Source organism: Paenibacillus sp. FSL L8-0641, assembly GCF_038006265.1.
In the GTDB taxonomy this organism is placed as follows: domain Bacteria; phylum Bacillota; class Bacilli; order Paenibacillales; family Paenibacillaceae; genus Paenibacillus; species Paenibacillus polymyxa_D.
Window position 1 is genome coordinate 2,156,839 of record NZ_JBBOUW010000001.1, and the last position, 21,392, is coordinate 2,178,230.

Genomic DNA, 21,392 nt, shown 5'->3' on the forward strand with positions numbered 1-21,392 from the left:
AGATGAGTCAGGAGAATCGGCTGGAAAAGACAAACCGGATTAACCGACTGTTTGACTTCTATGAACCTCTGCTTACAGAGAAGCAACAGATGTTTTTAAAATATTACTTCCATGATGATTTTTCTTTAGGGGAAATTGCATCGGAATTTCAAATTAGCCGTCAGGCAGTATATGAACATATTAAACGTGCTGAACAGGTATTGGAAATGTACGAGGAAAAGCTTGGTTTGCTAAGTAAGTATGAGCGCAGAATCCAAGATCTCGATGAATTAAATAAGACGTTGTATGAGGCATTCGGTAAAATCAGTGAGTCCGATGAAGGCACTCTGCAACATGTCCATCAAATTGTAAATCGCCTGCAGGAACTGTAGGACATATAGATTAAGAACAAACAACCCTGGTAGACAAGGAGGTGCGAAAGTATGGCATTTGAAGGATTATCGACTCGCTTGCAAAATGTATTCAGTAAACTGCGCGGTAAAGGAAAAGTGTCTGAGGATGATGTAGCTCAGGCGATGCGCGAAGTACGATTAGCTTTGCTTGAGGCGGACGTTAACTTCAAGGTTGTAAAGGACTTTATTGCCAAGGTAAAGGAGAAATCCGTTGGTAAGGAAGTGATGGACAGCTTTACGCCAGGCATGGTCATCATCGACATCGTGAACAAGGAACTGACCGAGTTGATGGGTGGCAGTCAGGCCAAGCTTGCCAAAGCAAACAAACCGCCTACGGTCATTATGATGGTGGGTCTCCAGGGCGCAGGTAAAACGACGACATCTGGTAAACTGGCGAAATTGCTGCAAAAGCAAAATCATCGCCCATTGCTTGTAGCTGGTGATATTTATAGACCAGCCGCGATCAAGCAGCTTCAGGTTCTTGGGGAGCAGATTAATACTCCTGTATTTACTCTGGGAGATCAGACAAGCCCAGTGGAAATCGCAAAACAGGGTTTGCAGCATGCTAAGGATAATGGAAATGACTACGTTATTATAGATACTGCCGGTCGTCTTCATGTTGATGAAGAGCTCATGGAAGAGTTGCGCCAGATTCATACCAACGTCAACCCGGATGAAGTTTTACTGGTTGTAGATAGCATGACGGGGCAGGACGCGGTTAACGTTGCGGAGCACTTTAATACTAGCCTAGAGTTAACGGGAGTTGTACTGACAAAGCTGGATGGCGACACTCGTGGTGGTGCAGCTTTATCGGTTAAAGCTGTAACGGGATGTCCGATCAAGTTTGCTACATTGGGTGAAAAGCTGGATGCGATGGAGCCGTTTCATCCTGAACGGATGGCTTCACGGATTTTAGGTATGGGTGACATGTTGTCCCTGATTGAAAAAGCGCAGTCCAATATCGACGCCGATAAGGCGAAGGAAATGGAACGGAAAATGCGTAATGCCGAGTTTACTTTCGAAGATTTTCTGGAGCAAATGGATCAAGTTAAGAAGCTTGGCCCAATCGACCAGATTCTTGATATGATTCCCGGTATGGGCAACATGAAGCAAATGAAAGATATCAAAGTGGATGACAAACAGATGGGCCGAATTGAGGCTATCGTTCATTCTATGACCACACAGGAGAAGCAAAACCCAGACATGATTAATCATAGCCGTCGCAAACGTATTTCTGTAGGCAGTGGAACATCACTGGCTGAGGTAAATCGTCTGATAAAGCAATTTGACGAAATGCGTCGCATGATGAAGCAGTTCTCAGATATGATGGGACCTAAGGGTGGCAAAAACAAGGCTATGAAGCAGTTGAAGAGTATGGGTAAAGGTATGAAGTTTCCTTTCCGCTAAGGCCAATAGGCCCTTGGAATTATGGATAACAATATACAGTCTACTTTTTGAAGGAGGTGAATTTTCGTGGCAGTTCGTATTCGTCTGAAACGTATGGGTGCACATAAAGCTCCTTTCTATCGCGTCGTGGTATCTGATTCTCGTTCCCCGCGTGACGGTCGTTTTATCGAAGAAATCGGTTACTACAACCCAATCACAGTACCAGCGGTTGTAAAAATTGATGAAGATAAAGCGCTGAAATGGTTGCAAGATGGTGCACAAGCATCCGACACAGTCCGTAACTTGCTTAGCAAAGCGGGCGTAATGAAAAAGTTTCATGAGTCTAAACTACAGAAATAAGGTGCTGATACGGAGGGTCAACCATGGAAGAATTAGTGATAATCATTGCTAAGGCTTTAGTCGATCATCCGGAAGATGTAACCGTGAAGACCTTGGAGAAGGATCGGCTTGTTGTATATGAGCTTAGTGTACATCCTGAGGATGTAGGCAAGATCATTGGTAAGCAGGGTCGTATCGCCAAGGCGCTTCGCACTGTGGTTGCATCAGCAGCCGTTAAGATGGATAAACGGGTTACCGTAGACATCATATCTTAAAGATATACGAAAGTGGGTTAGGATGTATGTCCTAACCCTTTTTCGTACATGATGAAGATGTATATGGAGCGGGACCGATTACAAGCAGGAGGAACACGATGCAACAATTGTTTAATGTCGGAAAAATTGTGAACACCCATGGAATCCGTGGGGAGCTAAAAATATTAACGACGACAGATTTTCCAGAGGATCGCTTTGCAAAAGGCAGTGAGCTTTTGATTGTTCCGGCTGAAGGTAAAGCACCGATCCCCGTAACTGTTGAAACAGCGCGTTTTCAAAAAAATATGGTTGTCGCTAAATTTAAGGAATATCACAATATTAATGAAGTTGAAAAATATAAAGGTACATTGTTGAAGGTATCTGCTGAGCGGTTAGGCGAATTGGAAGAAAATGAATTCTATTTTCATGAAGTAGTCGGCATGGAAGTGGTGACCGAGGACGGAAATGAGCTCGGCGTGGTCAAGGAAATTTTGACTCCGGGAGCCAATGACGTATGGGTAGTCAAAATGCCTAAAGGCAAGGAACTGCTATTGCCGTATATAGAAGATGTTATTTTGGATGTAAACGTGCGTGAAAAACGAGTTACGGTACGGTTAATGGAAGGTCTGCTGTAATGCGGGTGGATGTGCTGACCCTGTTTCCAGAGATGTTTGATGGAGTATTTAATGCAAGCATTCTGGGAAAAGCAAGGGATAAGGGAATTGTATCACTGCAAGCGGTTAATTTTCGTCAGTATGCCGGCAACAAACACGGACAAGTGGATGATACGCCCTATGGCGGTGGGGGTGGCATGGTTTTGAAGCCTGACCCTATTTTTGCTGCTGTGGAAGCGCTGTTGGATAAATCAGAGCAACCAACATTAGAGACTGCCGATGAAGTTAACCAACTTGAAGGGGTAGAACGTAACACAGACATAAAATCTCCGCGTATCATTTTGATGTGTCCACAAGGCGAGACTTTTACGCAAAAGAAAGCGGAAGAGCTGGCCAAAGAGGACCATCTTATTTTTATATGTGGGCATTACGAGGGTTATGATGAGCGTATTCGAGAGCACTTGGTGACGGATGAGCTTTCTATCGGAGATTATGTATTGACTGGTGGTGAGCTTCCAGCCATGACCGTCATTGACAGTGTGACACGATTGCTACCAGGAGTTCTGGGGAACGAAACGAGTGCGGTAACGGACTCGTTTAGTACGGGGCTGCTGGAGTACCCCCATTATACCCGGCCTGCGGAGTTTCGGGGCTGGAAAGTCCCCGATGTACTCCTGTCAGGGCATCACGTCAATATTGATTCTTGGAGACGACAAGAGGCGTTACGTCGCACGATGGAACGCCGACCGGATCTATTGGTACAAGCTGAACTGACAGGCAAGGAGCGCGTGTGGATTGAGGAGCAACGCAAAGCTGACTTTTTGGAAGACAAGCATTAAAACGCTTTAAACATGAGTGGATTTGAAAGCAGGCAGTGACCTGTTCTATAATAAAGTCAATTAAATAATGTTTGGTCAAATCCCTTTTTGTTGTTGCAATGCGGTATCCTCCATGATACAATACATCTGTTGTGTGTAATACGGTGGTCCTCTGTGGATGATGAAGGAAACGGTTGTGTTTCCAGAAGAAGCATGAACACCTGTACGGAAGGAGGGAGTCATAGATGAATATCGTCCAAGCGATCACTGAAGAACAACTGCGTAAAGATTTGCCTAACTTTCGTCCTGGTGACACTTTGAAAGTGCACGTGAAAGTTATTGAGGGAACTCGTGAGCGTATCCAGTTGTTTGAAGGTGTTGTAATTAAACGCCGTGGTGGTGGAATCAGTGAGACTTTTACAGTTCGTAAAATTTCTTACGGTGTAGGTGTGGAAAGAACTTTCCCGCTTCATTCCCCGAAAATCGATAAAATCGACGTGGCTCGCCGTGGTAAAGTGCGTCGTGCGAAGCTTTATTATCTTCGTGAACTGCGCGGTAAAGCAGCGAGAATTAAAGAAATTCGTCGTTAATACAACGAATAACGAAAGGGGCTTGGTTACAAGCTCCTTTCGTTTTTTCTACGTACATAGGGAACTGTGGATTATTGACCGTAAAGAGAGGACAGTGAGCTATGGAGCAAGAAGTAGGACAAGGAGCTGTACAGCAGCCAACTGATCAGGATGGTACGCCCAAGCGTAAACCAAAAAATGAGATTTTTGAGTGGCTCAAGGCCATCATTATTGCGTTAGTGCTTGTCTTTTTAATCCGCTGGCTTCTCTTTAAGCCGTTTATTGTGGATGGCCCGTCGATGCAGCCTAACTTTCATACCGGAGAACGCGTCATTGTGAATGAGATTTTGTATGATTTCCGTGCCCCTAAACCAGGCGAAGTGATCGTGTTTCATGTGCCGGAGGAAGGAAGAGACTTTATCAAACGCGTCATTGCCGTTGAAGGAGATACGGTCAAGGTAGAAGGTGACACAATTACAGTAAATGGCAAGCCGATTCAGGAATCTTACCTGAAAGCTCCTTTGGAAGAAGCGCATCAAAATGGCGAGCTTTACAACAAGTTTACAAATTTTCCAAATGAGAAGTTTAAGGATGGAAAAGTTCCGGCTGGGCATATTTTTGTAATGGGAGATAACCGTTCCAATAGTACAGACAGTCGGATGATCGGATATATTGATTTGAAAGAAGTCGTGGGTCGGGCTGACGTTATTTTCTGGCCGGCGAAAGATATGCAGTGGATTAACCACTAGAATAACTAATAGCTGCCGTAATCCTAACTAAGAGCCTAAGGGTAAAAGTTGGAGTTACGCACAATGGGGTGATGACGGTGACGATTCAATGGTTTCCTGGTCACATGACCAGAGCGCGCCGCCAAATTGAAGCAAAATTAAAGCTGATTGATTTGGTTATTGAGCTGATTGATGCTCGATTGCCGCTCTCCAGCCGAAATCCAATGATTGATGATATTTTGCAAGGCAAGCCGCGAATGATTATATTGAATAAAGCAGATTTGGCGGACCCCGTAGTATCACAGCAATGGATTGCCTACTTTAAGGAACAGGGGCATGTGGCCTTACCAGTGGATGCCACAACTGGAACGGGGCTAAAAGAAATCCCGATTCAGGCTAAGCTGTTGCTTAAGGAAAAGATAGATCGGCAGATTCGGAAGGGAATGAACCCGCGTCCTATGCGTGGGTTGATTGTTGGTATTCCGAATGTCGGTAAATCGACACTGATCAACCGAATGGCGGGACGTAATATTGCAGCTACGGGTGACCGTCCAGGGGTAACGAAGGCACAGCAGTGGATCAAGATCGGTGAAATTGAATTGCTGGATACACCAGGTATTCTATGGCCTAAATTCGAGGATCAGAATGTAGGCTATCGTCTGGCTGTTACAGGTGCGATCAAGGAAGAAATTCTGAATGTCGAGGATATTGCTTTTTTTGCGACTAAATATTTGGTCCAGTACTATTGGGATGTAATGGCAGAGCGCTTTGAGCTCACCAAACGTCCTGAAGATACAGAAAATCCTGATGAAATTGTCAACGTCATGGAAGCGATCGGACGTAAACGCGGCTGTATTGTTAGCGGCGGACGTGTGGATCTTGAAAAGGCGTCAAAAATCATTTTGCGTGAGCTGCGTGCAGGGAAGCTGGGACGGTTCAGTCTGGAAGCTCCTTACTGATTCTACAGGTACACCGATACAGAACATAGCACTTTGTGGCAAGGAAGAACCTTCCCCATCTCTCCGGAGAGGAGGAAGGTTTTTTTGGTATTTGAAGGCAGTTAGAAAAGGGTTTTGGACGATGAAGGTCTGTGGTAAGCTGAATTCAATCGCTAGAGCTACGGCATGAATGACGCGTTAAACTACATATAGATGGGCAGGTATTGAATATGGAAGATAAAGAGATTGTAGTGAAGGACATGCTACATTATGAAAAAAAATGCTGGGAGCAGTCTTGTGAGCGGATTGCAGGAATTGACGAGGTAGGTCGCGGATGTCTGTTTGGTGATGTTGTGGCCGCAGCAGTCATTTTACCAGTGGGTGAGTTACTGGAAGGTGTGGATGATTCCAAAAAATTGACGGATAAGAAGAGAGAAGCGTACTACGAGCTGATTATGGAGAAGGCCATTGCTGTAGGAGTTGGCTATGTAGATGCGCAGACGATTGATGATATCAATATTAAGCAAGCAGCTCGTTTGGCTATGAAGCAGGCTATTGAGGCTTTACATGTGTCTCCTGATTATTTACTGGTGGATGCAGAAAAGGTAGATGTGCCTATTCCTCAGCTCTCTATTATTAAAGGAGATGCGAACAGTCAGTCTATTGCGGCGGCCTCTATCATCGCCAAGGTAACCCGTGATCGGCTGTGCAAAGGTGAATGGGATGCGAAGTATCCGGAATATGGGATCGGTATACATAAAGGTTACGCTACCAAGTTGCATAGGGAACAAATTTTGGCGCTAGGACCTACAAAGATGCATAGACGCAGCTTTCTGGGAAATCTGTTGACGGAGCAACCGACGCTGTTTGATCTGTGATTACTTATTATGAATCGGGACAATGCCGATATAAAGGATAACTAATACCATAAGCCCCTTTTGAGTAGGGGGAGAGTGAGAGGAGGGGCGATATGAACATCGGATCTGTATTTCGGGGATTACTTGGAGATGTGAAGGCGGGAGAGGCGAAAAAACTTGATATGCAGCCAGGTCAGGTCGTACGAGGAGTTGTGCTAAAGGTGTCTGAGGACGGCGGCGAGGCTGTGTTGCAAATACAAGGTTCTCAGGTCAGGGCAAAGCTGGAGACCCCTCTTCAACCTGGGCAGACTACAACGTTTCAGGTTCAACCGGCTTCCCCCAGCGGAATGACGGTGCTTAAACCTTTGAACGATGTGGCCAATACACCACAGCAAACCGTAGCGCTGACAGATGTATTGGAATCGGTGGGACTGCCGGATACAGCTCAGAACAGAGAGCTTATACAGGCAATGCAAAAGAATGGTGTGCCGTTGACATCTGAAAATGCGGCTTCTTTGCGAGAAGCTATGGCGAAGCAAAGTGGCAATGTACAGTTGGGAACATTTGTGCAGGCGGCGGCAGTTGCTTTTCAGCGGGGACTTCCATTGACGGCAGAAAGCATAAACGGATTGCGTCAAGCGATGTTTGGGCCTCCTTTAAATGATCTGTTATCTTCGCTGGAGCAAGAACTTGAAGCGGTGTTAAAGCAGCAAGGACAGGGAACGCCTACTGACCGTTCAGTAGGGGAAGCAGCCACAATAAAAAGCACTGACCGAACGTCAGTTAGTCCAACAGGCACTTCTTCTGTGGTGATTGCAGATGGACAGGAAGGCCAAGCTTTAACATTGTCCAAGGATGCTTCTGCCTCTGCTGCTACAAAACAGGCAGAAACAGGACAACAAGTCACAGGTGGCAAGGAATTGTTAAAAGGGACTCAGGCAGCCAATCTCGCTGCTACAGTAAGCGAAGCGAGTGTTTTGGCTACAGATTCGGATACTTCGGCGGGATCTACTGCATTTGCATCCAACGGGACTGCTTCAGAAGAACCGCAAGCAGTTAGCGGGCGAGGAGCGACAGTGGTATTGGATGCTGGTGCCAATGCGTCTGAATCGGGCGCTGCTGATGCATTAAACGGCTCCCGCGTCAAAGCGGAGCAACAACAGCAAGCTACTGCGGCAGGTACGCAGCTTAAGGATGCCGATGGTGCTCCAACTCCGGCCACGGCAGAGCCTACGGGGACGAAGTCTGCCTTAAACGCAGTCATGGCAGACCGTCCTTCCGCACAGCAAGCCGCTGGCTCTACGCTACCATCCGCGGCGAACAACGTTACTGCGCCAGAGGCGCCGCTCCAGCGGCTGCGCCTCCTGCTGCAAGAGCTGCGTGCAGCCGTGCCACCCGAACTGAGCACGGCTGCACCAGACCAGTCCACGGGAGAGGTAGCGCAGCCGGCGGCTGGCGCCTCGCGGACTGCGGATGCCGCTGCTTCACAGCCTGCGGCATCCAGCCCGCAGCTCACCCCCACGGAGGATCCGTGGGTGGGCCGCGTACTGAAGCTGCTCGGTGCAGAGCATGAGCAGCAAGTGCACCGCGCGACTACACAGGTCGCGCAAGGGGCGACGGCACGTATGGAGTCGCCAGAGGGAATGCCCCAGACACTGCCGGGATTAGCGGCTACGTCAGGCGACACAGTGTCAGCAGACGCAGCCACCGTAAAAGGTGCGCTGCTCCAGCTGATGAGCAGTGACGACCTGCCGCCCGCTTTGAAAGAGGCGGCTCAGCAGGTTGTACAGCACCTGACAGGTCAGCAGTTGCTGCTCAATACAGACCGAACGGCGCCTTTTGCACAAGTACACATGTTTATACCGTTCGTTGGACCGGACGGTCGTGAAACAGCTACGATCCAGATTCAGTCTCGCCGCGGCAAACGGGGAGAACTGGACGCCTCCAACTGTCGTCTTTGGTTTGATTTGGACATGAAGGGGCTTGGACGGACCCTGGTAGATGTCCAGGTTGTAGATCGGATTGTAAGTGTCAAGCTCCATAATGATCATGAATGGGCGGCATCGTTGTTAACCAGTGGGCGTGAGTCCATTCACACAGCATTGGAGTCACTAGGATACCAACTTCTATCGCTTCGTACCGAGCCCATGCCTATAAGGACTGAACAGAACAGCCTCGTCTCTTCTGAAGTACAAAGCTATGTACCTCAGCCGTATAAAGGAGTCGATCTTAAAATATGAAAGAGCCGTTGGAGCCTCCTTCTCCTTCCATAAAGAAGGCGGTCGCCCTTAAATATACGCCTGGTGAGAGCGAAGCACCGATTGTCGTTGCCAAAGGGAGCGGCCGTATTGCGGATAGCATTTTAGAAAAAGCTAAAGAACATGGTGTTCCGGTACAGGAGGACGCTGCGCTGGTTGAAGTACTATCCAAACTTGATTTGGACGAACAAATCCCTGCTGAGCTCTATCAGTTGGTGGCAGAGGTGCTTACCTATATTTATCAAATGGATCGACTTGCATCAAGGGATGACTGGTGATGAGGAATGAGATGAAGGCTGGAGGCAAGGATCAACGGAAAGCCAAAGGAGCGATGGGCGAAGAGGCAGCGGCTTTGTTTTTAGAAAACTTGGGTTACCGTATCATAGAGCGTAATTGGCGATGCCGCAGTGGTGAAATAGATCTGATTGCCAAGCAGGAGCATACATTCGTGTTTATTGAGGTACGTAGTCGTAGTAGCTCCAAATATGGAACGCCAGCAGAATCAGTTACTGCGCGTAAAATAGCCCAAGTTCGCCAAACAGCTGCTGTATATTTGCATATGAATGGGATTGGAGATGCTCCAATCCGCTTTGACATGATTTCTGTACAATTAACTGACGAAAAGGCAGTTGTTACGGACCATTTAATAGGTGCATTTTAAAAGAGTAAGAGCTTTTGCGAAGGTAAGAGTGCGGGACTGAATTCAAATGTGCAGGTTGACAGGAAGGAAAGCTACAGGTATATTTTATTGAGAATAGTTATCATTTTCATCTTAAAATGAATATCGAGAAGTTGTACCTGTGAAGGAGGATTTACGTGACAAAGCATACCTTTAGTGAACATGTCATAGATGTAATTCAGGAACGTCGAACGATTAAACGATTTAAATCCGACTCCATTCCGGTAGAAACGATCAAAGAACTGTTGGACGTCGCTGTGTGGGCTCCTAATCATAAAATGCGTGAGCCGTGGCGGTTTTTGTTGTTTGCTGGTGAAGGACGGAAAAGGCTTGCAAAAGCCATTGCAGCCGATATTGGTAAAGACAACAAGTTTGAAAGTGGAATTCTGCACAACCCGATTCAGCTTTTAGTGGTGATGGAAGAAGATCCGCGTCAAGCGGTTTGGGATGAGGATTTTGCAGCAGTCAGCGCGCTTGTTCAAAACTTTATGCTTGCCGCATGGAGCAAAGAAATTGGAACGTTTTGGGTGACAAAGCCATTTTTGTATTCGCCTAAGTTCCGTGAGCACTTGGGAATTCAACCGGGTGAGAAGGTAATAGGAATGATATATGCAGGCTATCCTGACGTTATCCCAGAATCAAGGCCACGTACTCCGGCAGCCGATAAGCTGACCTTGTTTGACAAATAATCTTTCGTTAGATAAACTTAGTCAAGAATTTTGAAAGCATGTTCGGAGCTAAAATTACGAACATTATATTTGCAATAAATGAAAATTTGGAAGCACCTTTTTTCATATAGGCAATGATTCCCGAGAGGGACATTTCAATATGAGGAGAGGTGCTTTTTTGATATGTATGGAAAATTACATGGAGCTTGCCTATATGGGATAGATGGCGTTCTGATCGAAGTTGAGACTGATTTGTCCAATGGCTTGCCTCAGACCGCAATTATCGGATTGCCAGATTCAGCGATTCGAGAGGCAGTAGAGCGTGTGAGAGCAGCAATCAAAAACTGTGGCTTTAAATATCCGTCCCAGCGTGTCACGATTAATTTAGCTCCTGCTGATTTGCGTAAGGAAGGTTCATCTTTTGACCTTGCTATCGCTTTAGGGTTGCTGACAACCAGTGAACAGGTCGTTTTACCCGCGGGAGAACGAACGTTGTTTATTGGCGAGCTGGCGCTGGATGGCAGTATTCGCCCTGTGAATGGGGTACTGTCCATGGTTGATCTGGCCAAGCGAGAAGGATTCAACTCCGTGCTGCTTCCCCAGGAAAATGCAAGCGAGGCTCGTCTGATTACGGGTATACGTATTTACGCTATACGGCATCTAGAAGATCTTATTCCGATTGAAGATCGTGCACAAGGCACTGTTGATAGCCAAGCAACAAATCAGAGTTGTACTGCCAGTAAACAAGTCATGATCTGTTCCTATGACCATTTACCTCAGGCAGAGCATATACCGTTGTGTGAAAAAGAAGGGATAACTAGCAACATGGAGGATTACAGCGATGTGTTGGGTCAGCTGCACGCCAAGCGTGCGTTAGTCATCGCTGCAGCCGGAATGCATAATATCCTGCTTATGGGACCGCCAGGGGCTGGGAAAACCATGCTCATCCGCAGATTGCCATCTATCCTTCCGCCTTTGACTGAAAAGGAGGCGCTTGAAGTCACCAAAGTATACAGCGCTGCCGGGAAGTGGAAGGAGTCATCGCCTCATCTGATGAATATTCGTCCCTTCCGTTCGCCTCATCATACGATCTCTGCTGCTGGTTTGGTGGGTGGGGGAGGTATACCCAAACCAGGAGAAATCAGTCTTGCACACCGGGGGATTTTATTTCTGGATGAGTTGCCTGAGTTTAGCCGTCATGTACTAGAAGTGCTGCGTCAGCCTTTGGAAGACCACAATGTTACGATCAGTCGTTCACGTGCTGTTTTTAAGTATCCGGCGCATTTCTTACTTGCTGCCTCTTTAAATCCGTGTCACTGTGGCTTTTTCGGAAATGACACGGAACATCAGCGCTGTACCTGTTCACCTGCAGCAGTAGCCCGCTACCGTTCACGTATTTCTGGTCCACTGCTGGATCGGATCGATCTTCAGCTTGAAGTATCGCAACCGAAGGATTGGCGGGAGGAAAAAGAATCATTGTCGTCCGCTGAAATGCGAAGGCAGGTGCTGGCTGCTCAAGCGATACAAATCCACAGATACAGCAAGCTTCCCTTTTCATGGAATAGTGAGCTGTCTGGTCAGATGCTTCGTAAATATGCCGTATTAGAAAAAAATGCAGCAGAGTTGCTTGACCAGACAATGGACGCACTCAGTTTAAGCATGCGCGCGTATGATCGAATTCTCAAGCTTTCGCGTACCATTGCAGACTTACATGACTCAGAAAAAATTTTGACTTCACATGTGGCTGAAGCTATTCAATACCGCCATATGGATAGAGCAAATGCCAGTTTTCCTGAGAGTTAAAAAGGCGATAAAACTTAGTAGTTATAACACAATATCTTTATGAAAGAGTTTTTCCAAGGGGTATGTACAATAGAAAGTGGAAAAAGAGCAAAAAAAAGCTCCAGGCAAAAAGACCTGGAGAAGAAAAATAAGATTATGACAATAGTGATTATACTATGAGTATATCATTTTCGTATATACGATTATGCATCATCTCCCATGTTACTTGATGGAAAAAAACAAACAGTCTTTAACGAAGGGATAGCTGAAAGGATAATAGCCCCTCGACAAAAACGGTTGAGGGGCTTGTTGTGAAATTCATTCTAACGAAACTATTGAATCCATGAAGAGAGATGAAGACGTCCCCTACATATGCTAAAGAAAATCTAAGTTACAAAACGTTCAGTTTCACTTCAATATTACCGCGGGTAGCGCGGGAGTATGGACATTGTTCATGTGCGCCTTCCACCAGTTTTACTGCAGTTTCATGATCGACGCCTTTTACCAGTACGTCGAGATTTACTCCGATTCCGAAGCCTCCGTCTTCCACTTTGCCGAAATGGACCGTAGCTGTTACCTCAGTACCTTCAAGCTTAATACGTTGCATGCGAGCAACCATATTTAGGGCACTGTCAAAGCAAGCGGAATAGCCTGCTGCGAACAATTGCTCTGGATTCGTACCTGCACCGCCTGCGCCGCCCATTTCTTTTGGGGTATCAATATCTAAACGGAGTTCAGGGGAAGAAGACTCGATATAACCGTTACGTCCACCAACCGCTTTTACTGTTGTTTCATACATTTTTTGTTGAATGGTCATCATAATCCAATCACTGCCTCTCGCTCAATTTATATTTTACACAATTTAATTTATCAAAATAATTATTGTTTGTAAAGTATTTTGTGCAATTAGCATGTATTTTATTATATAATGTGCTAAAATAATGACGAAAGTAGGTGATCAGACAGCATGAAAGACAATCCTAATGAAGGTACAGCGTTGAAACTTGATAATCAGTTATGCTTTGCCATATATGCTTGCTCCAGAGAGATTACGAAGCTATACCAGCCTTATCTGGAAAAGCTCGGTGTGACGTACTCGCAATATTTGGTACTTATCGTGCTCTGGGAGCGTGAAGAGTGTACAGTGAAGGAATTGGGTGAGGCACTATATTTGGACTCCGGCACACTAACTCCGCTATTGAAGAGATTGCAGAACGCTGGGCTTATCGATCGAAAGCGTTCCACTCAGGATGAGCGTAAGGTGCTGATTTCTTTGACGACAGAGGGAAGCGCATTACGGGAAAAAGCTCTGTCCGTACCAGGATGCATCCAGGAAAAAACAAGTATGACTCATGATCAATTTGGGTCGCTTCTGCTCCAGTTCAATGATCTGCTCGATCGTGTTCATCAAGCTAATGTACAAATTGAAAAATCATAAGGTGTTTTCAGTTGCTCTTGCGAATCTTATGGCATAAGTTGTTCTCAGCTGAAAGAAAAAATACCTAATAATGCTTGAAGAATTAAAGTGCCTCTTAATGTGGATTAGGTAATCCCATGTTGTAGAGGTGCTTTTTTTGTGTGAATTTGTATTAAGAGAAATATCCAATAATATCCAAACATTCGATTTTGGGAATGATAATGATATCAAAATACTGTAATTCATAAGGTTAAATTATAAGGAAAGCGTTTTAAAAACATGTTACAATGATGTAGGTTTAGTATAGATTTCCTTGTGAACCGCCCTTGTTGCAGTCATGTTGATAGGAGGATTCCAGAATGAATATCCATGAATATCAGGGTAAAGAAGTATTGAAGCAGTACGGAGTGGCTGTACCGAACGGTAAGGTTGCCTATACGGTGGAGGAAGCCGTTGCTGCGGCAGAATCGCTTGGAAGCGCTGTTACGGTGGTAAAAGCACAAATTCATGCTGGTGGACGCGGTAAAGCGGGTGGCGTGAAAGTTGCCAAAGGTTTGGATGAGGTGCGGACTTTTGCTTCTGAAATTTTGGGTAAGGTGCTGGTGACGCATCAGACCGGACCTGAAGGTAAAGAGGTCAAACGCCTTTTGGTTGAGGAAGGCTGCGATATTCGTAAAGAATATTACGTCGGCGTTGTCGTAGATCGTGCGACTGGACGTATCGTAATGATGGCCTCAGAAGAAGGCGGTACGGAAATCGAAGAGGTGGCTGTAGCCACTCCGGAGAAGATTTTTAAAGCGGTTGTTGATCCAGCGATTGGGCTTCAGGTGTATCAGGCACGTAAGTTGGCGTATGACATTAATATCCCAAATGAACTGGTAAACAAAGCGGTCAAGTTTATGCTGGCACTATACGAAGCTTTTGTGGACAAGGACTGTTCGATTGCAGAAATCAATCCCTTAGTCGTTACGGGTGATGGGAATGTACTGGCGTTGGATGCCAAACTGAATTTTGATTCTAATGCGTTGTTCCGTCACAAGGATATTTTGGAATTGCGTGATTTGGATGAAGAGGATGAGAAGGAAATTGAGGCATCTAAATACGATCTAAGCTATATTGCTCTGGATGGAAATATTGGCTGTATGGTCAATGGTGCGGGTTTGGCGATGGCAACCATGGATATTATCAAATATTACGGTGGCGATCCGGCCAACTTCCTAGACGTGGGGGGCGGTGCGACGACGGAAAAGGTAACCGAAGCGTTCAAAATCATTTTGTCCGATCCGAAGGTAGAAGGTATTTTCGTGAACATTTTCGGCGGAATTATGCAGTGTGACATCATTGCGAACGGCGTCGTGGAGGCTGCCAAACAGTTGGGGCTGACTCGTCCGCTTGTTGTCCGTCTTGAAGGGACGAATGTTGGGCTCGGTAAACAGATTTTAGCGGAATCCGGTTTGAATATCGTGGCAGCCGATTCTATGGCGGATGGCGCCCAAAAAATCGTCGAACTTGTTCAATAGCCTGTTTGCATTCCGATATGCCGAATAAACGATAGGGGATGTGAAGATCGTGAGTATTTTGGTCGATAAGCATACAAAGGTGATTACACAGGGGATTACGGGAAAAACGGCGTTGTTTCATGCCAAGGGTGCACTTGATTACGGTACACAAATGGTAGGCGGCACCTCTCCAGGTAAGGGGGGCACCGAGGTAGAAATTACACTGGAGAACGGACAACAGGTCAAATTGCCAGTGTTTAACACCGTAAGCGAAGCCAAGGAAGCTACTGGCGCAACAGCGAGCGTGATTTACGTGCCACCGGCTTTTGCAGCAGATTCCATTTTGGAGGCTGTAGATGCGGATTTAGATCTCGTGATTTGTATCACGGAGGGCATTCCGGTGCTTGATATGATTAGGGTCAAACGTTTTATGGAAGGTAAAAAGACCGTTCTGATTGGCCCTAACTGTCCAGGTGTTATTACACCAGGAGAATGTAAAATCGGTATTATGCCAGGTTACATTCATCTACCAGGTCATGTAGGCGTTGTGTCACGTAGTGGCACTTTGACCTATGAAGCAGTGCATCAGTTAACGACCCGGGGTATAGGACAATCTTCCGCTGTTGGTATTGGCGGTGACCCCGTTAAAGGTTCGGAATTCATTGATATTTTGCAACGTTTCAATGAGGACCCCAACACTCACGCTGTCATTATGATTGGAGAAATTGGGGGTACAGCCGAGGAAGAGGCTGCTGAGTGGATCAAGGACAATATGACGAAGCCGGTGGTTGGTTTTATCGGCGGTGTGACTGCGCCTCCGGGCAAACGGATGGGGCATGCTGGTGCCATTATTTCTGGCGGAAAAGGAACGGCTAAAGAGAAAATCGCCACGCTTGAAGCCTGCGGGATCCAGGTGGCACCGACTCCTTCCGAAATGGGCTCGACACTGGTAAGTGTGCTGGAAGCACGTGGTATTTTGAATTTGTGCACGACACATTAAATCGTGTTCCTTCATTAATATACAGGCCATAAAACGCATCGAAATTTGCCGCAGGCTAGTGTATAATGAAAGAAAGGTAAGCAACCTTTTTATCTTCTGAAACAGGGGATGAAAAGGTTGCTTTTTTTGCGTTAAGACAGGCTTATCAGGGAAACGCTTGCAAAATGACTCATTGTGCCACAAAATAAGGGAGGGTTCACTCTTCCGTGAATGGGGGAACCATAGTTTGGAAGAAAGATGGCTTTTGTTAGGCTTACATGAGTTAGAGGGAATCGGAAGAAAAACAATCCAGCGTATTTGGTCGAGTGACTATCAATTGCATGAGCTACTGCATTTTAGCGAACAAAAATGGATTGAGATAGGGTTAAGCCCTGCTCAGGCACGCATTGCGGCCCAGTGTTACGATGAAGAATGGGTGCATGAACGATATCAGCGAGTCCAATCCGGTGATATTGGAACGGTAACTTATGTGGACGAGGATTATCCCCTATTAATGAAGGAAACAGTTGATCCACCCTGGGTAATGTATACAATAGGGGATAAATCACTTTTGCATACATGTTCTGTAGCCATGGTAGGAACTCGCGTTCCCACCGCTTATGGACGTAGAGCAGCGGAGATACTAACAGAGGGATTATGTAATGCAGGGATTACAATAGTTAGCGGATTGGCGAGAGGCATTGACAGTATTTGTCACGAAACAGCCCTGCGCCGGGGAGGAAACACGATTGGTGTACTGGGAACAGCGATCGATCAAATTTATCCTCCCCAAAATGCGTCTTTATTTGCAGAGCTGGCTAGCAAAGGCTTGATCGTATCAGAGTATCCTCCAGGCACAAGGTCGCATCCGGGAATGTTTCCACAACGTAATCGGATTATAGCCGGCCTAACGAAGGGAACGCTTGTCGTCGAAGCAGATGCAAGAAGCGGTTCTTTGATTACAGCTGATGCTGCGCTAGAGGCAAATCGAGATGTGTTTGCTGTTCCCGGACCCATTACGTCACCGAAGAGTAGAGGCACGCTGAGCTTGATTAAGCAAGGAGCCAAAACAGTCACTGAAGCTTCGGATATTATTGAGGAGTATGAAGCGGATTTGCGTACAAGGGAGGTTTCTTCATACAATAGAGAGCAGAGTCCTAATCTGAAGGAGGTCTCCAAATTGCCAGAAAGTGAGACTTCTGAGGAAAACCGTGTCATACTGTTGCTCGAACAGGGAACCATGACTCTGGATGAACTGCTCGATGCTACGGCATGGGATTTTGGACTTTTACACGCAGTTCTGTTATCGTTAATCATAAAAAAAAGGATCGCCCAGCTAGCGGGCACAAAATACAAGCTTATTTAGTAGTTGTTTTTGCAAAGTCCTTAGTAAATGCACAAATTCAATTTTAAACATCAGGTGGAGGGCAGTATGGCATTTATCCGCGCCGCGGATTCCTACTCCTTCCCCACTTCCTGAAATGTGTTGAATTTATAGCTCGTACTAGTGAAGCGTTGGATTTGAACTTGGAAAAGCGACAGCGTTCGCCTTTGTAATGGAATTCTAACTTTATCGAAGGTTTATAAAATCTAAGAATTCCGTTACAAACAGCAATTGTAAGATCAATTCCATCGTGTAGCTTCTCTACGAACTATAGCTCACCACATTTCAGGAAGTCTATCATACTCATGTGTGTAATTGAGAGGAGGAAGAGCCTATGGCGGATTCACTCGTCATCGTGGAATCGCCTTCCAAGGCGAAGACGATCGGCAAATACTTAGGCAGCAAATATATCGTCAAGGCTTCCATGGGTCATATCAGGGATTTACCGAAGAGTCAGATCGGCGTAGAGGTCGAAAATGATTTTAATCCCAAATACATTACCATTCGAGGTAAAGGCTCAATTCTAAAAGAATTAAAGGATGCCCGAAAAAAAGTGAAAAAAGTATATCTGGCGGCTGACCCGGATCGCGAAGGTGAGGCTATTGCCTGGCATCTAGCGCATGCGCTGGAACTGGACGATACGGCAGATTGCCGTGTTGTATTTAATGAAATTACAAAGCAGGCTGTCAAAGATGCTTTTAAAACACCCCGTAAAATCAATATGGATTTGGTCAATGCTCAACAGGCACGACGGATACTGGATCGACTTGTAGGCTACAAAATCAGCCCGTTGCTCTGGAAAAAGGTAAAGAAGGGCCTATCCGCTGGGCGTGTGCAGTCGGTTGCGGTGAAAATTATTCTGGACCGGGAAAACGAGATTAGTGAGTTTGTACCGGAAGAATACTGGACGATTACAGCTAAACTAGCTATTAAAGACAGCACCTTTGAAGCGAAATTTCATAAGCTGCGTGGTGAAAAGAAAGAACTCTCCAGCGAAGCGGATGTACAAGAAGTGTTGGAAGCTATCGGAAAATCGCCTTACAAGGTGCGCGATGTGAAAGAGAAAGAGCGTTTACGCAATCCTTCTCCTCCATTCACAACAAGTTCCTTGCAGCAGGAGGCGGCTCGTAAGCTCAACTTCCGTGCTTCTAAAACGATGTCTGTAGCTCAGCAGCTATATGAGGGTGTGGATTTAGGTAAAGAAGGGACCGTGGGTCTAATTACGTATATGCGTACGGATTCCACACGGATCGCCGCTTCAGCACAAGAGGAAGCGAAAGAATTAATTATTCAAAAATATGGCGAAGCTTTTGTACCTGAAACTCCTCGTCAATATTCAAAAAAAGCGGCCAACGCCCAAGATGCGCATGAAGCGATTCGCCCAACCTCTGCGTTACGCGAACCGGAAACAGTTAAACCGTTTATGAGTCGGGATCAGTTCCGTTTGTACAAATTGGTATGGGAACGTTTTATGGCCAGCCAGATGGCTTCTGCTATTATGGATACTTTGTCCGTAGATATTGAAGCGGGTGAGACGATATTCCGGGCAGCAGGTTCGAAGGTTCGTTTTCCAGGTTTCATGAAAGTGTATGTAGAGGGAAATGACGACGGTAAAACAGAAGAAGATAAACTGCTGCCACCACTTCAACCAGGCGATAAATTAAAAAAAGAAGCAGTTGAGCCGAAGCAGCATTTTACACAACCGCCTCCCCGTTATACGGAAGCGCGACTGGTTAAGACGCTGGAAGAACTGGGTATAGGACGTCCAAGTACGTATGCGCCGACGCTGGAAACCATTCAGAAACGTGGGTACGTTGCTATTGAAGAGAAGAAGTTTTTCCCTACAGAGCTGGGCGAATTGGTCATCGAACAGATGGAGGAGTTCTTTCCAGAGATTTTGAATGTGGAGTTTACAGCTCATATGGAAGGTGATCTTGACCACGTCGAAGAAGGCGAAGGTAATTGGGTCAAGGTGTTGAGTGACTTTTACGAGTCATTCGAGAAGCGACTTGAAGTGGCTGAAGAAGAAATGAAAGAAATTGAAATAAAAGATGAAGTATCCGATGTCATTTGTGATAAGTGTGGCAGCCAAATGGTCTATAAGCTTGGCCGATTTGGTAAATTCCTGGCCTGTTCTGCTTTTCCAGATTGCCGTAACACAAAGCCAATTGTTAAGGATATCGGGATTAATTGTCCTACATGCGGTGAGGGACATGTTGTCGAACGACGAAGTAAAAAGGGACGTATCTTTTACGGATGTGACCGCTACCCGGAATGTGATTTTGTATCCTGGGATAAACCGTCCATTAAGCCTTGCCCAAGTTGCAGTAGCCTAATGGTTGAAAAACGTACGAAACAAGGAACGAAGCTCAACTGTACTGTCTGCGATCACAGCGAAATGCTGGAAGAGAGCGATGAGAGTGTAGAGACTTCTTAAGAACAACATTAGCAGGGGGATTTAAACGTGAGTGAACTACAAAAGGTAACGGTCATCGGAGCAGGCTTGGCGGGCAGCGAAGCTGCCTGGCAAATTGCAAGCCGTGGAGTGCCAGTCAAGTTATATGAAATGAGGCCGGTTGTAAAAACACCAGCACATCATACAGATAAATTTGCCGAACTGGTATGCAGTAATTCCTTGAGGGCAAACGGCCTAACGAATGCAGTAGGCGTACTGAAGGAAGAGATGAGAATACTGAACTCCTTGATTCTGAGCGCAGCAGATCGTCATGCTGTTCCGGCTGGCGGTGCATTGGCAGTAGATCGTGACGGATTTTCCGGTCATATTACTGATACGCTTCATCAACATCCTTTGATCGAGGTTGTTAATGAAGAGCTTCAGGAAATCCCACAGGACGGTATTGTGGTTATTGCGACGGGGCCTTTAACTTCTCCAGCTTTGTCGGAACAGATTAAATCACTGATGGGAGAGGAGTATTTTTATTTTTACGATGCGGCGGCCCCGATTGTGGAAAAGGACTCTATCGACATGAGCAAGGTTTATCTGGCTTCCCGTTATGATAAGGGAGAAGCAGCGTACTTGAATTGTCCGATGAACGAAGCGGAATTTGATGCTTTTTATGAGGCTCTGATTACGGCTGAGGTAGCGCAAGTCAAGGAATTCGAAAAAGAAATTTATTTTGAAGGCTGTATGCCCATCGAAGTGATGATGCAACGTGGGAAACAAACGGCATTGTTCGGACCTATGAAACCTGTGGGTCTCGTAAATCCGCATACAGGTGAACTGCCTCACGCAGTTGTTCAGCTTCGGCAGGACAACGCTGCAGGAACGCTGTATAATCTGGTTGGTTTCCAGACTCACCTCAAATGGGGGGAGCAAAAGCGTGTATTTTCAATGATTCCGGGTCTTGAAGAGGCAGAGTTTGTACGTTATGGTGTGATGCATCGCAATACCTTTATTAATTCACCGCAGCAACTTCATCCAACCTATCAGTTCAAGGGAAGAAGTAATCTATTCTTCGCCGGACAAATGACCGGTGTAGAGGGATATGTGGAGTCGGCAGCTTCTGGTCTGCTGGCCGGGATGAATGCGGCACGAGCAGCACGTGGACAGGAAATGTTTGTATTTCCTGCAGAAACGACATTAGGCAGCATGGCGCGGTATATTACGACCGCTGATTTTAAACATTTTCAACCGATGAATGCAAACTTTGGTTTGCTTCCAAAGTTGGAAAAACGGATTCGTAACAAAAAGGAAAAGAATGAAGCTCTCGCTAGTCGCGCGTTGGAAAGTTTGCGCGGTTATATCAATGAAACGGGAGTTATATCAGCTGAAGTACAGGCATAGGGATGAAGGAAAAGGAGGAGCGCGTT

At 46.0% G+C, this 21,392-nt stretch carries 22 protein-coding genes; 21 read left to right on the forward strand and 1 reads right to left on the reverse strand.

The window, feature by feature from the left end; genetic code table 11:
* Nucleotides 1-2 precede the first annotated feature (2 nt).
* The 15 genes from MKY16_RS09815 to MKY16_RS09885 all read left to right on the forward strand — a co-directional run bounded on the left by MKY16_RS09815 (nucleotide 3) and on the right by MKY16_RS09885 (nucleotide 12,303).
* Nucleotides 3-371: a putative DNA-binding protein gene (locus MKY16_RS09815; RefSeq protein ID WP_029514999.1), complete on the forward strand. Its 369-nt coding sequence runs from the start codon at nucleotides 3-5 to the stop codon at nucleotides 369-371.
* 51 nt (nucleotides 372-422) lie between these two features.
* Entirely contained in the window at nucleotides 423-1,799 is a 1,377-nt protein-coding gene (ffh, locus tag MKY16_RS09820; protein WP_069011393.1) for a signal recognition particle protein, read from the forward strand.
* 66 nt (nucleotides 1,800-1,865) lie between these two features.
* Nucleotides 1,866-2,138 carry a 30S ribosomal protein S16 gene (rpsP, locus tag MKY16_RS09825; RefSeq protein WP_013309862.1) on the forward strand — a complete coding sequence of 91 codons (273 nt, stop codon included), beginning with the start codon at nucleotides 1,866-1,868 and terminating at the stop codon, nucleotides 2,136-2,138.
* Between the two features lie 23 nt (nucleotides 2,139-2,161).
* A complete protein-coding gene (locus MKY16_RS09830; protein ID WP_013309863.1) occupies nucleotides 2,162-2,392 on the forward strand; it encodes a KH domain-containing protein in 231 nt (76 codons plus the stop codon).
* A gap of 98 nt (nucleotides 2,393-2,490) precedes the next feature.
* On the forward strand, nucleotides 2,491-3,006 hold the full coding sequence (rimM, locus tag MKY16_RS09835) for a ribosome maturation factor RimM (RefSeq protein WP_013309864.1): 516 nt from the start codon (nucleotides 2,491-2,493) through the stop codon (nucleotides 3,004-3,006).
* Nucleotides 3,006-3,824, forward strand: coding sequence for a tRNA (guanosine(37)-N1)-methyltransferase TrmD (gene trmD / locus MKY16_RS09840; protein WP_340955197.1), 819 nt, complete (start codon nucleotides 3,006-3,008; stop codon nucleotides 3,822-3,824). The genes rimM and trmD overlap by 1 nt, the downstream gene beginning before the upstream one ends.
* 224 nt (nucleotides 3,825-4,048) lie before the next feature.
* The gene (gene rplS / locus MKY16_RS09845; RefSeq protein WP_010346403.1) at nucleotides 4,049-4,393 is read left to right on the forward strand and encodes a 50S ribosomal protein L19; all 345 of its coding nucleotides are present in this window, start codon (nucleotides 4,049-4,051) and stop codon (nucleotides 4,391-4,393) included.
* Between the two features lie 101 nt (nucleotides 4,394-4,494).
* The gene (gene lepB / locus MKY16_RS09850) at nucleotides 4,495-5,121 is read left to right on the forward strand and encodes a signal peptidase I (RefSeq protein ID WP_025721709.1); all 627 of its coding nucleotides are present in this window, start codon (nucleotides 4,495-4,497) and stop codon (nucleotides 5,119-5,121) included.
* Nucleotides 5,122-5,198: 77 nt separating this feature from the next.
* A complete protein-coding gene (ylqF, locus tag MKY16_RS09855; RefSeq protein WP_029514994.1) occupies nucleotides 5,199-6,059 on the forward strand; it encodes a ribosome biogenesis GTPase YlqF in 861 nt (286 codons plus the stop codon).
* A gap of 209 nt (nucleotides 6,060-6,268) precedes the next feature.
* Nucleotides 6,269-6,916 (forward strand): ribonuclease HII, encoded by a 648-nt coding sequence (locus MKY16_RS09860; protein ID WP_081112524.1) that lies wholly within the window; start codon nucleotides 6,269-6,271, stop codon nucleotides 6,914-6,916.
* Between the two features lie 92 nt (nucleotides 6,917-7,008).
* Complete coding sequence (locus MKY16_RS09865) at nucleotides 7,009-9,135, forward strand: DNA ligase (protein WP_340955199.1); 2,127 nt, start codon at nucleotides 7,009-7,011, stop codon at nucleotides 9,133-9,135.
* Entirely contained in the window at nucleotides 9,132-9,431 is a 300-nt protein-coding gene (locus MKY16_RS09870) for an EscU/YscU/HrcU family type III secretion system export apparatus switch protein (protein ID WP_023988176.1), read from the forward strand. Before MKY16_RS09865 ends, MKY16_RS09870 begins: the two co-directional genes overlap by 4 nt.
* On the forward strand, nucleotides 9,431-9,814 hold the full coding sequence (locus MKY16_RS09875; protein ID WP_039274735.1) for a YraN family protein: 384 nt from the start codon (nucleotides 9,431-9,433) through the stop codon (nucleotides 9,812-9,814). The genes MKY16_RS09870 and MKY16_RS09875 overlap by 1 nt, the downstream gene beginning before the upstream one ends.
* Nucleotides 9,815-9,969: 155 nt before the next feature.
* Entirely contained in the window at nucleotides 9,970-10,521 is a 552-nt protein-coding gene (locus MKY16_RS09880; RefSeq protein ID WP_029516979.1) for a nitroreductase family protein, read from the forward strand.
* 162 nt (nucleotides 10,522-10,683) lie between these two features.
* Complete coding sequence (locus MKY16_RS09885; protein ID WP_445744863.1) at nucleotides 10,684-12,303, forward strand: YifB family Mg chelatase-like AAA ATPase; 1,620 nt, start codon at nucleotides 10,684-10,686, stop codon at nucleotides 12,301-12,303.
* A 370-nt stretch (nucleotides 12,304-12,673) separates the two neighbouring features.
* Here MKY16_RS09885 and MKY16_RS09890 read toward each other — a convergent pair whose 3' ends face one another.
* The gene (locus MKY16_RS09890; protein ID WP_340955201.1) at nucleotides 12,674-13,102 is read right to left on the reverse strand and encodes an organic hydroperoxide resistance protein; all 429 of its coding nucleotides are present in this window, start codon (nucleotides 13,100-13,102) and stop codon (nucleotides 12,674-12,676) included.
* A 147-nt stretch (nucleotides 13,103-13,249) separates the two neighbouring features.
* On the opposite strand from MKY16_RS09890, the gene MKY16_RS09895 reads away from it, so the two are divergent.
* The 6 genes from MKY16_RS09895 to trmFO all read left to right on the forward strand — a co-directional run bounded on the left by MKY16_RS09895 (nucleotide 13,250) and on the right by trmFO (nucleotide 21,366).
* A complete protein-coding gene (locus tag MKY16_RS09895) occupies nucleotides 13,250-13,720 on the forward strand; it encodes a MarR family winged helix-turn-helix transcriptional regulator (protein WP_061831856.1) in 471 nt (156 codons plus the stop codon).
* A 338-nt stretch (nucleotides 13,721-14,058) separates the two neighbouring features.
* On the forward strand, nucleotides 14,059-15,219 hold the full coding sequence (sucC, locus tag MKY16_RS09900; RefSeq protein ID WP_340955202.1) for an ADP-forming succinate--CoA ligase subunit beta: 1,161 nt from the start codon (nucleotides 14,059-14,061) through the stop codon (nucleotides 15,217-15,219).
* Between the two features lie 49 nt (nucleotides 15,220-15,268).
* A complete protein-coding gene (sucD, locus tag MKY16_RS09905; protein ID WP_029516983.1) occupies nucleotides 15,269-16,198 on the forward strand; it encodes a succinate--CoA ligase subunit alpha in 930 nt (309 codons plus the stop codon).
* Between the two features lie 226 nt (nucleotides 16,199-16,424).
* A complete protein-coding gene (dprA, locus tag MKY16_RS09910; protein ID WP_029516984.1) occupies nucleotides 16,425-17,543 on the forward strand; it encodes a DNA-processing protein DprA in 1,119 nt (372 codons plus the stop codon).
* Nucleotides 17,544-17,895: 352 nt separating this feature from the next.
* A complete protein-coding gene (gene topA / locus MKY16_RS09915; protein WP_165147610.1) occupies nucleotides 17,896-19,998 on the forward strand; it encodes a type I DNA topoisomerase in 2,103 nt (700 codons plus the stop codon).
* Between the two features lie 27 nt (nucleotides 19,999-20,025).
* Nucleotides 20,026-21,366, forward strand: coding sequence for an FADH(2)-oxidizing methylenetetrahydrofolate--tRNA-(uracil(54)-C(5))-methyltransferase TrmFO (gene trmFO, locus MKY16_RS09920; protein WP_039274718.1), 1,341 nt, complete (start codon nucleotides 20,026-20,028; stop codon nucleotides 21,364-21,366).
* The last annotated feature ends 26 nt before the right edge of the window (nucleotides 21,367-21,392 follow it).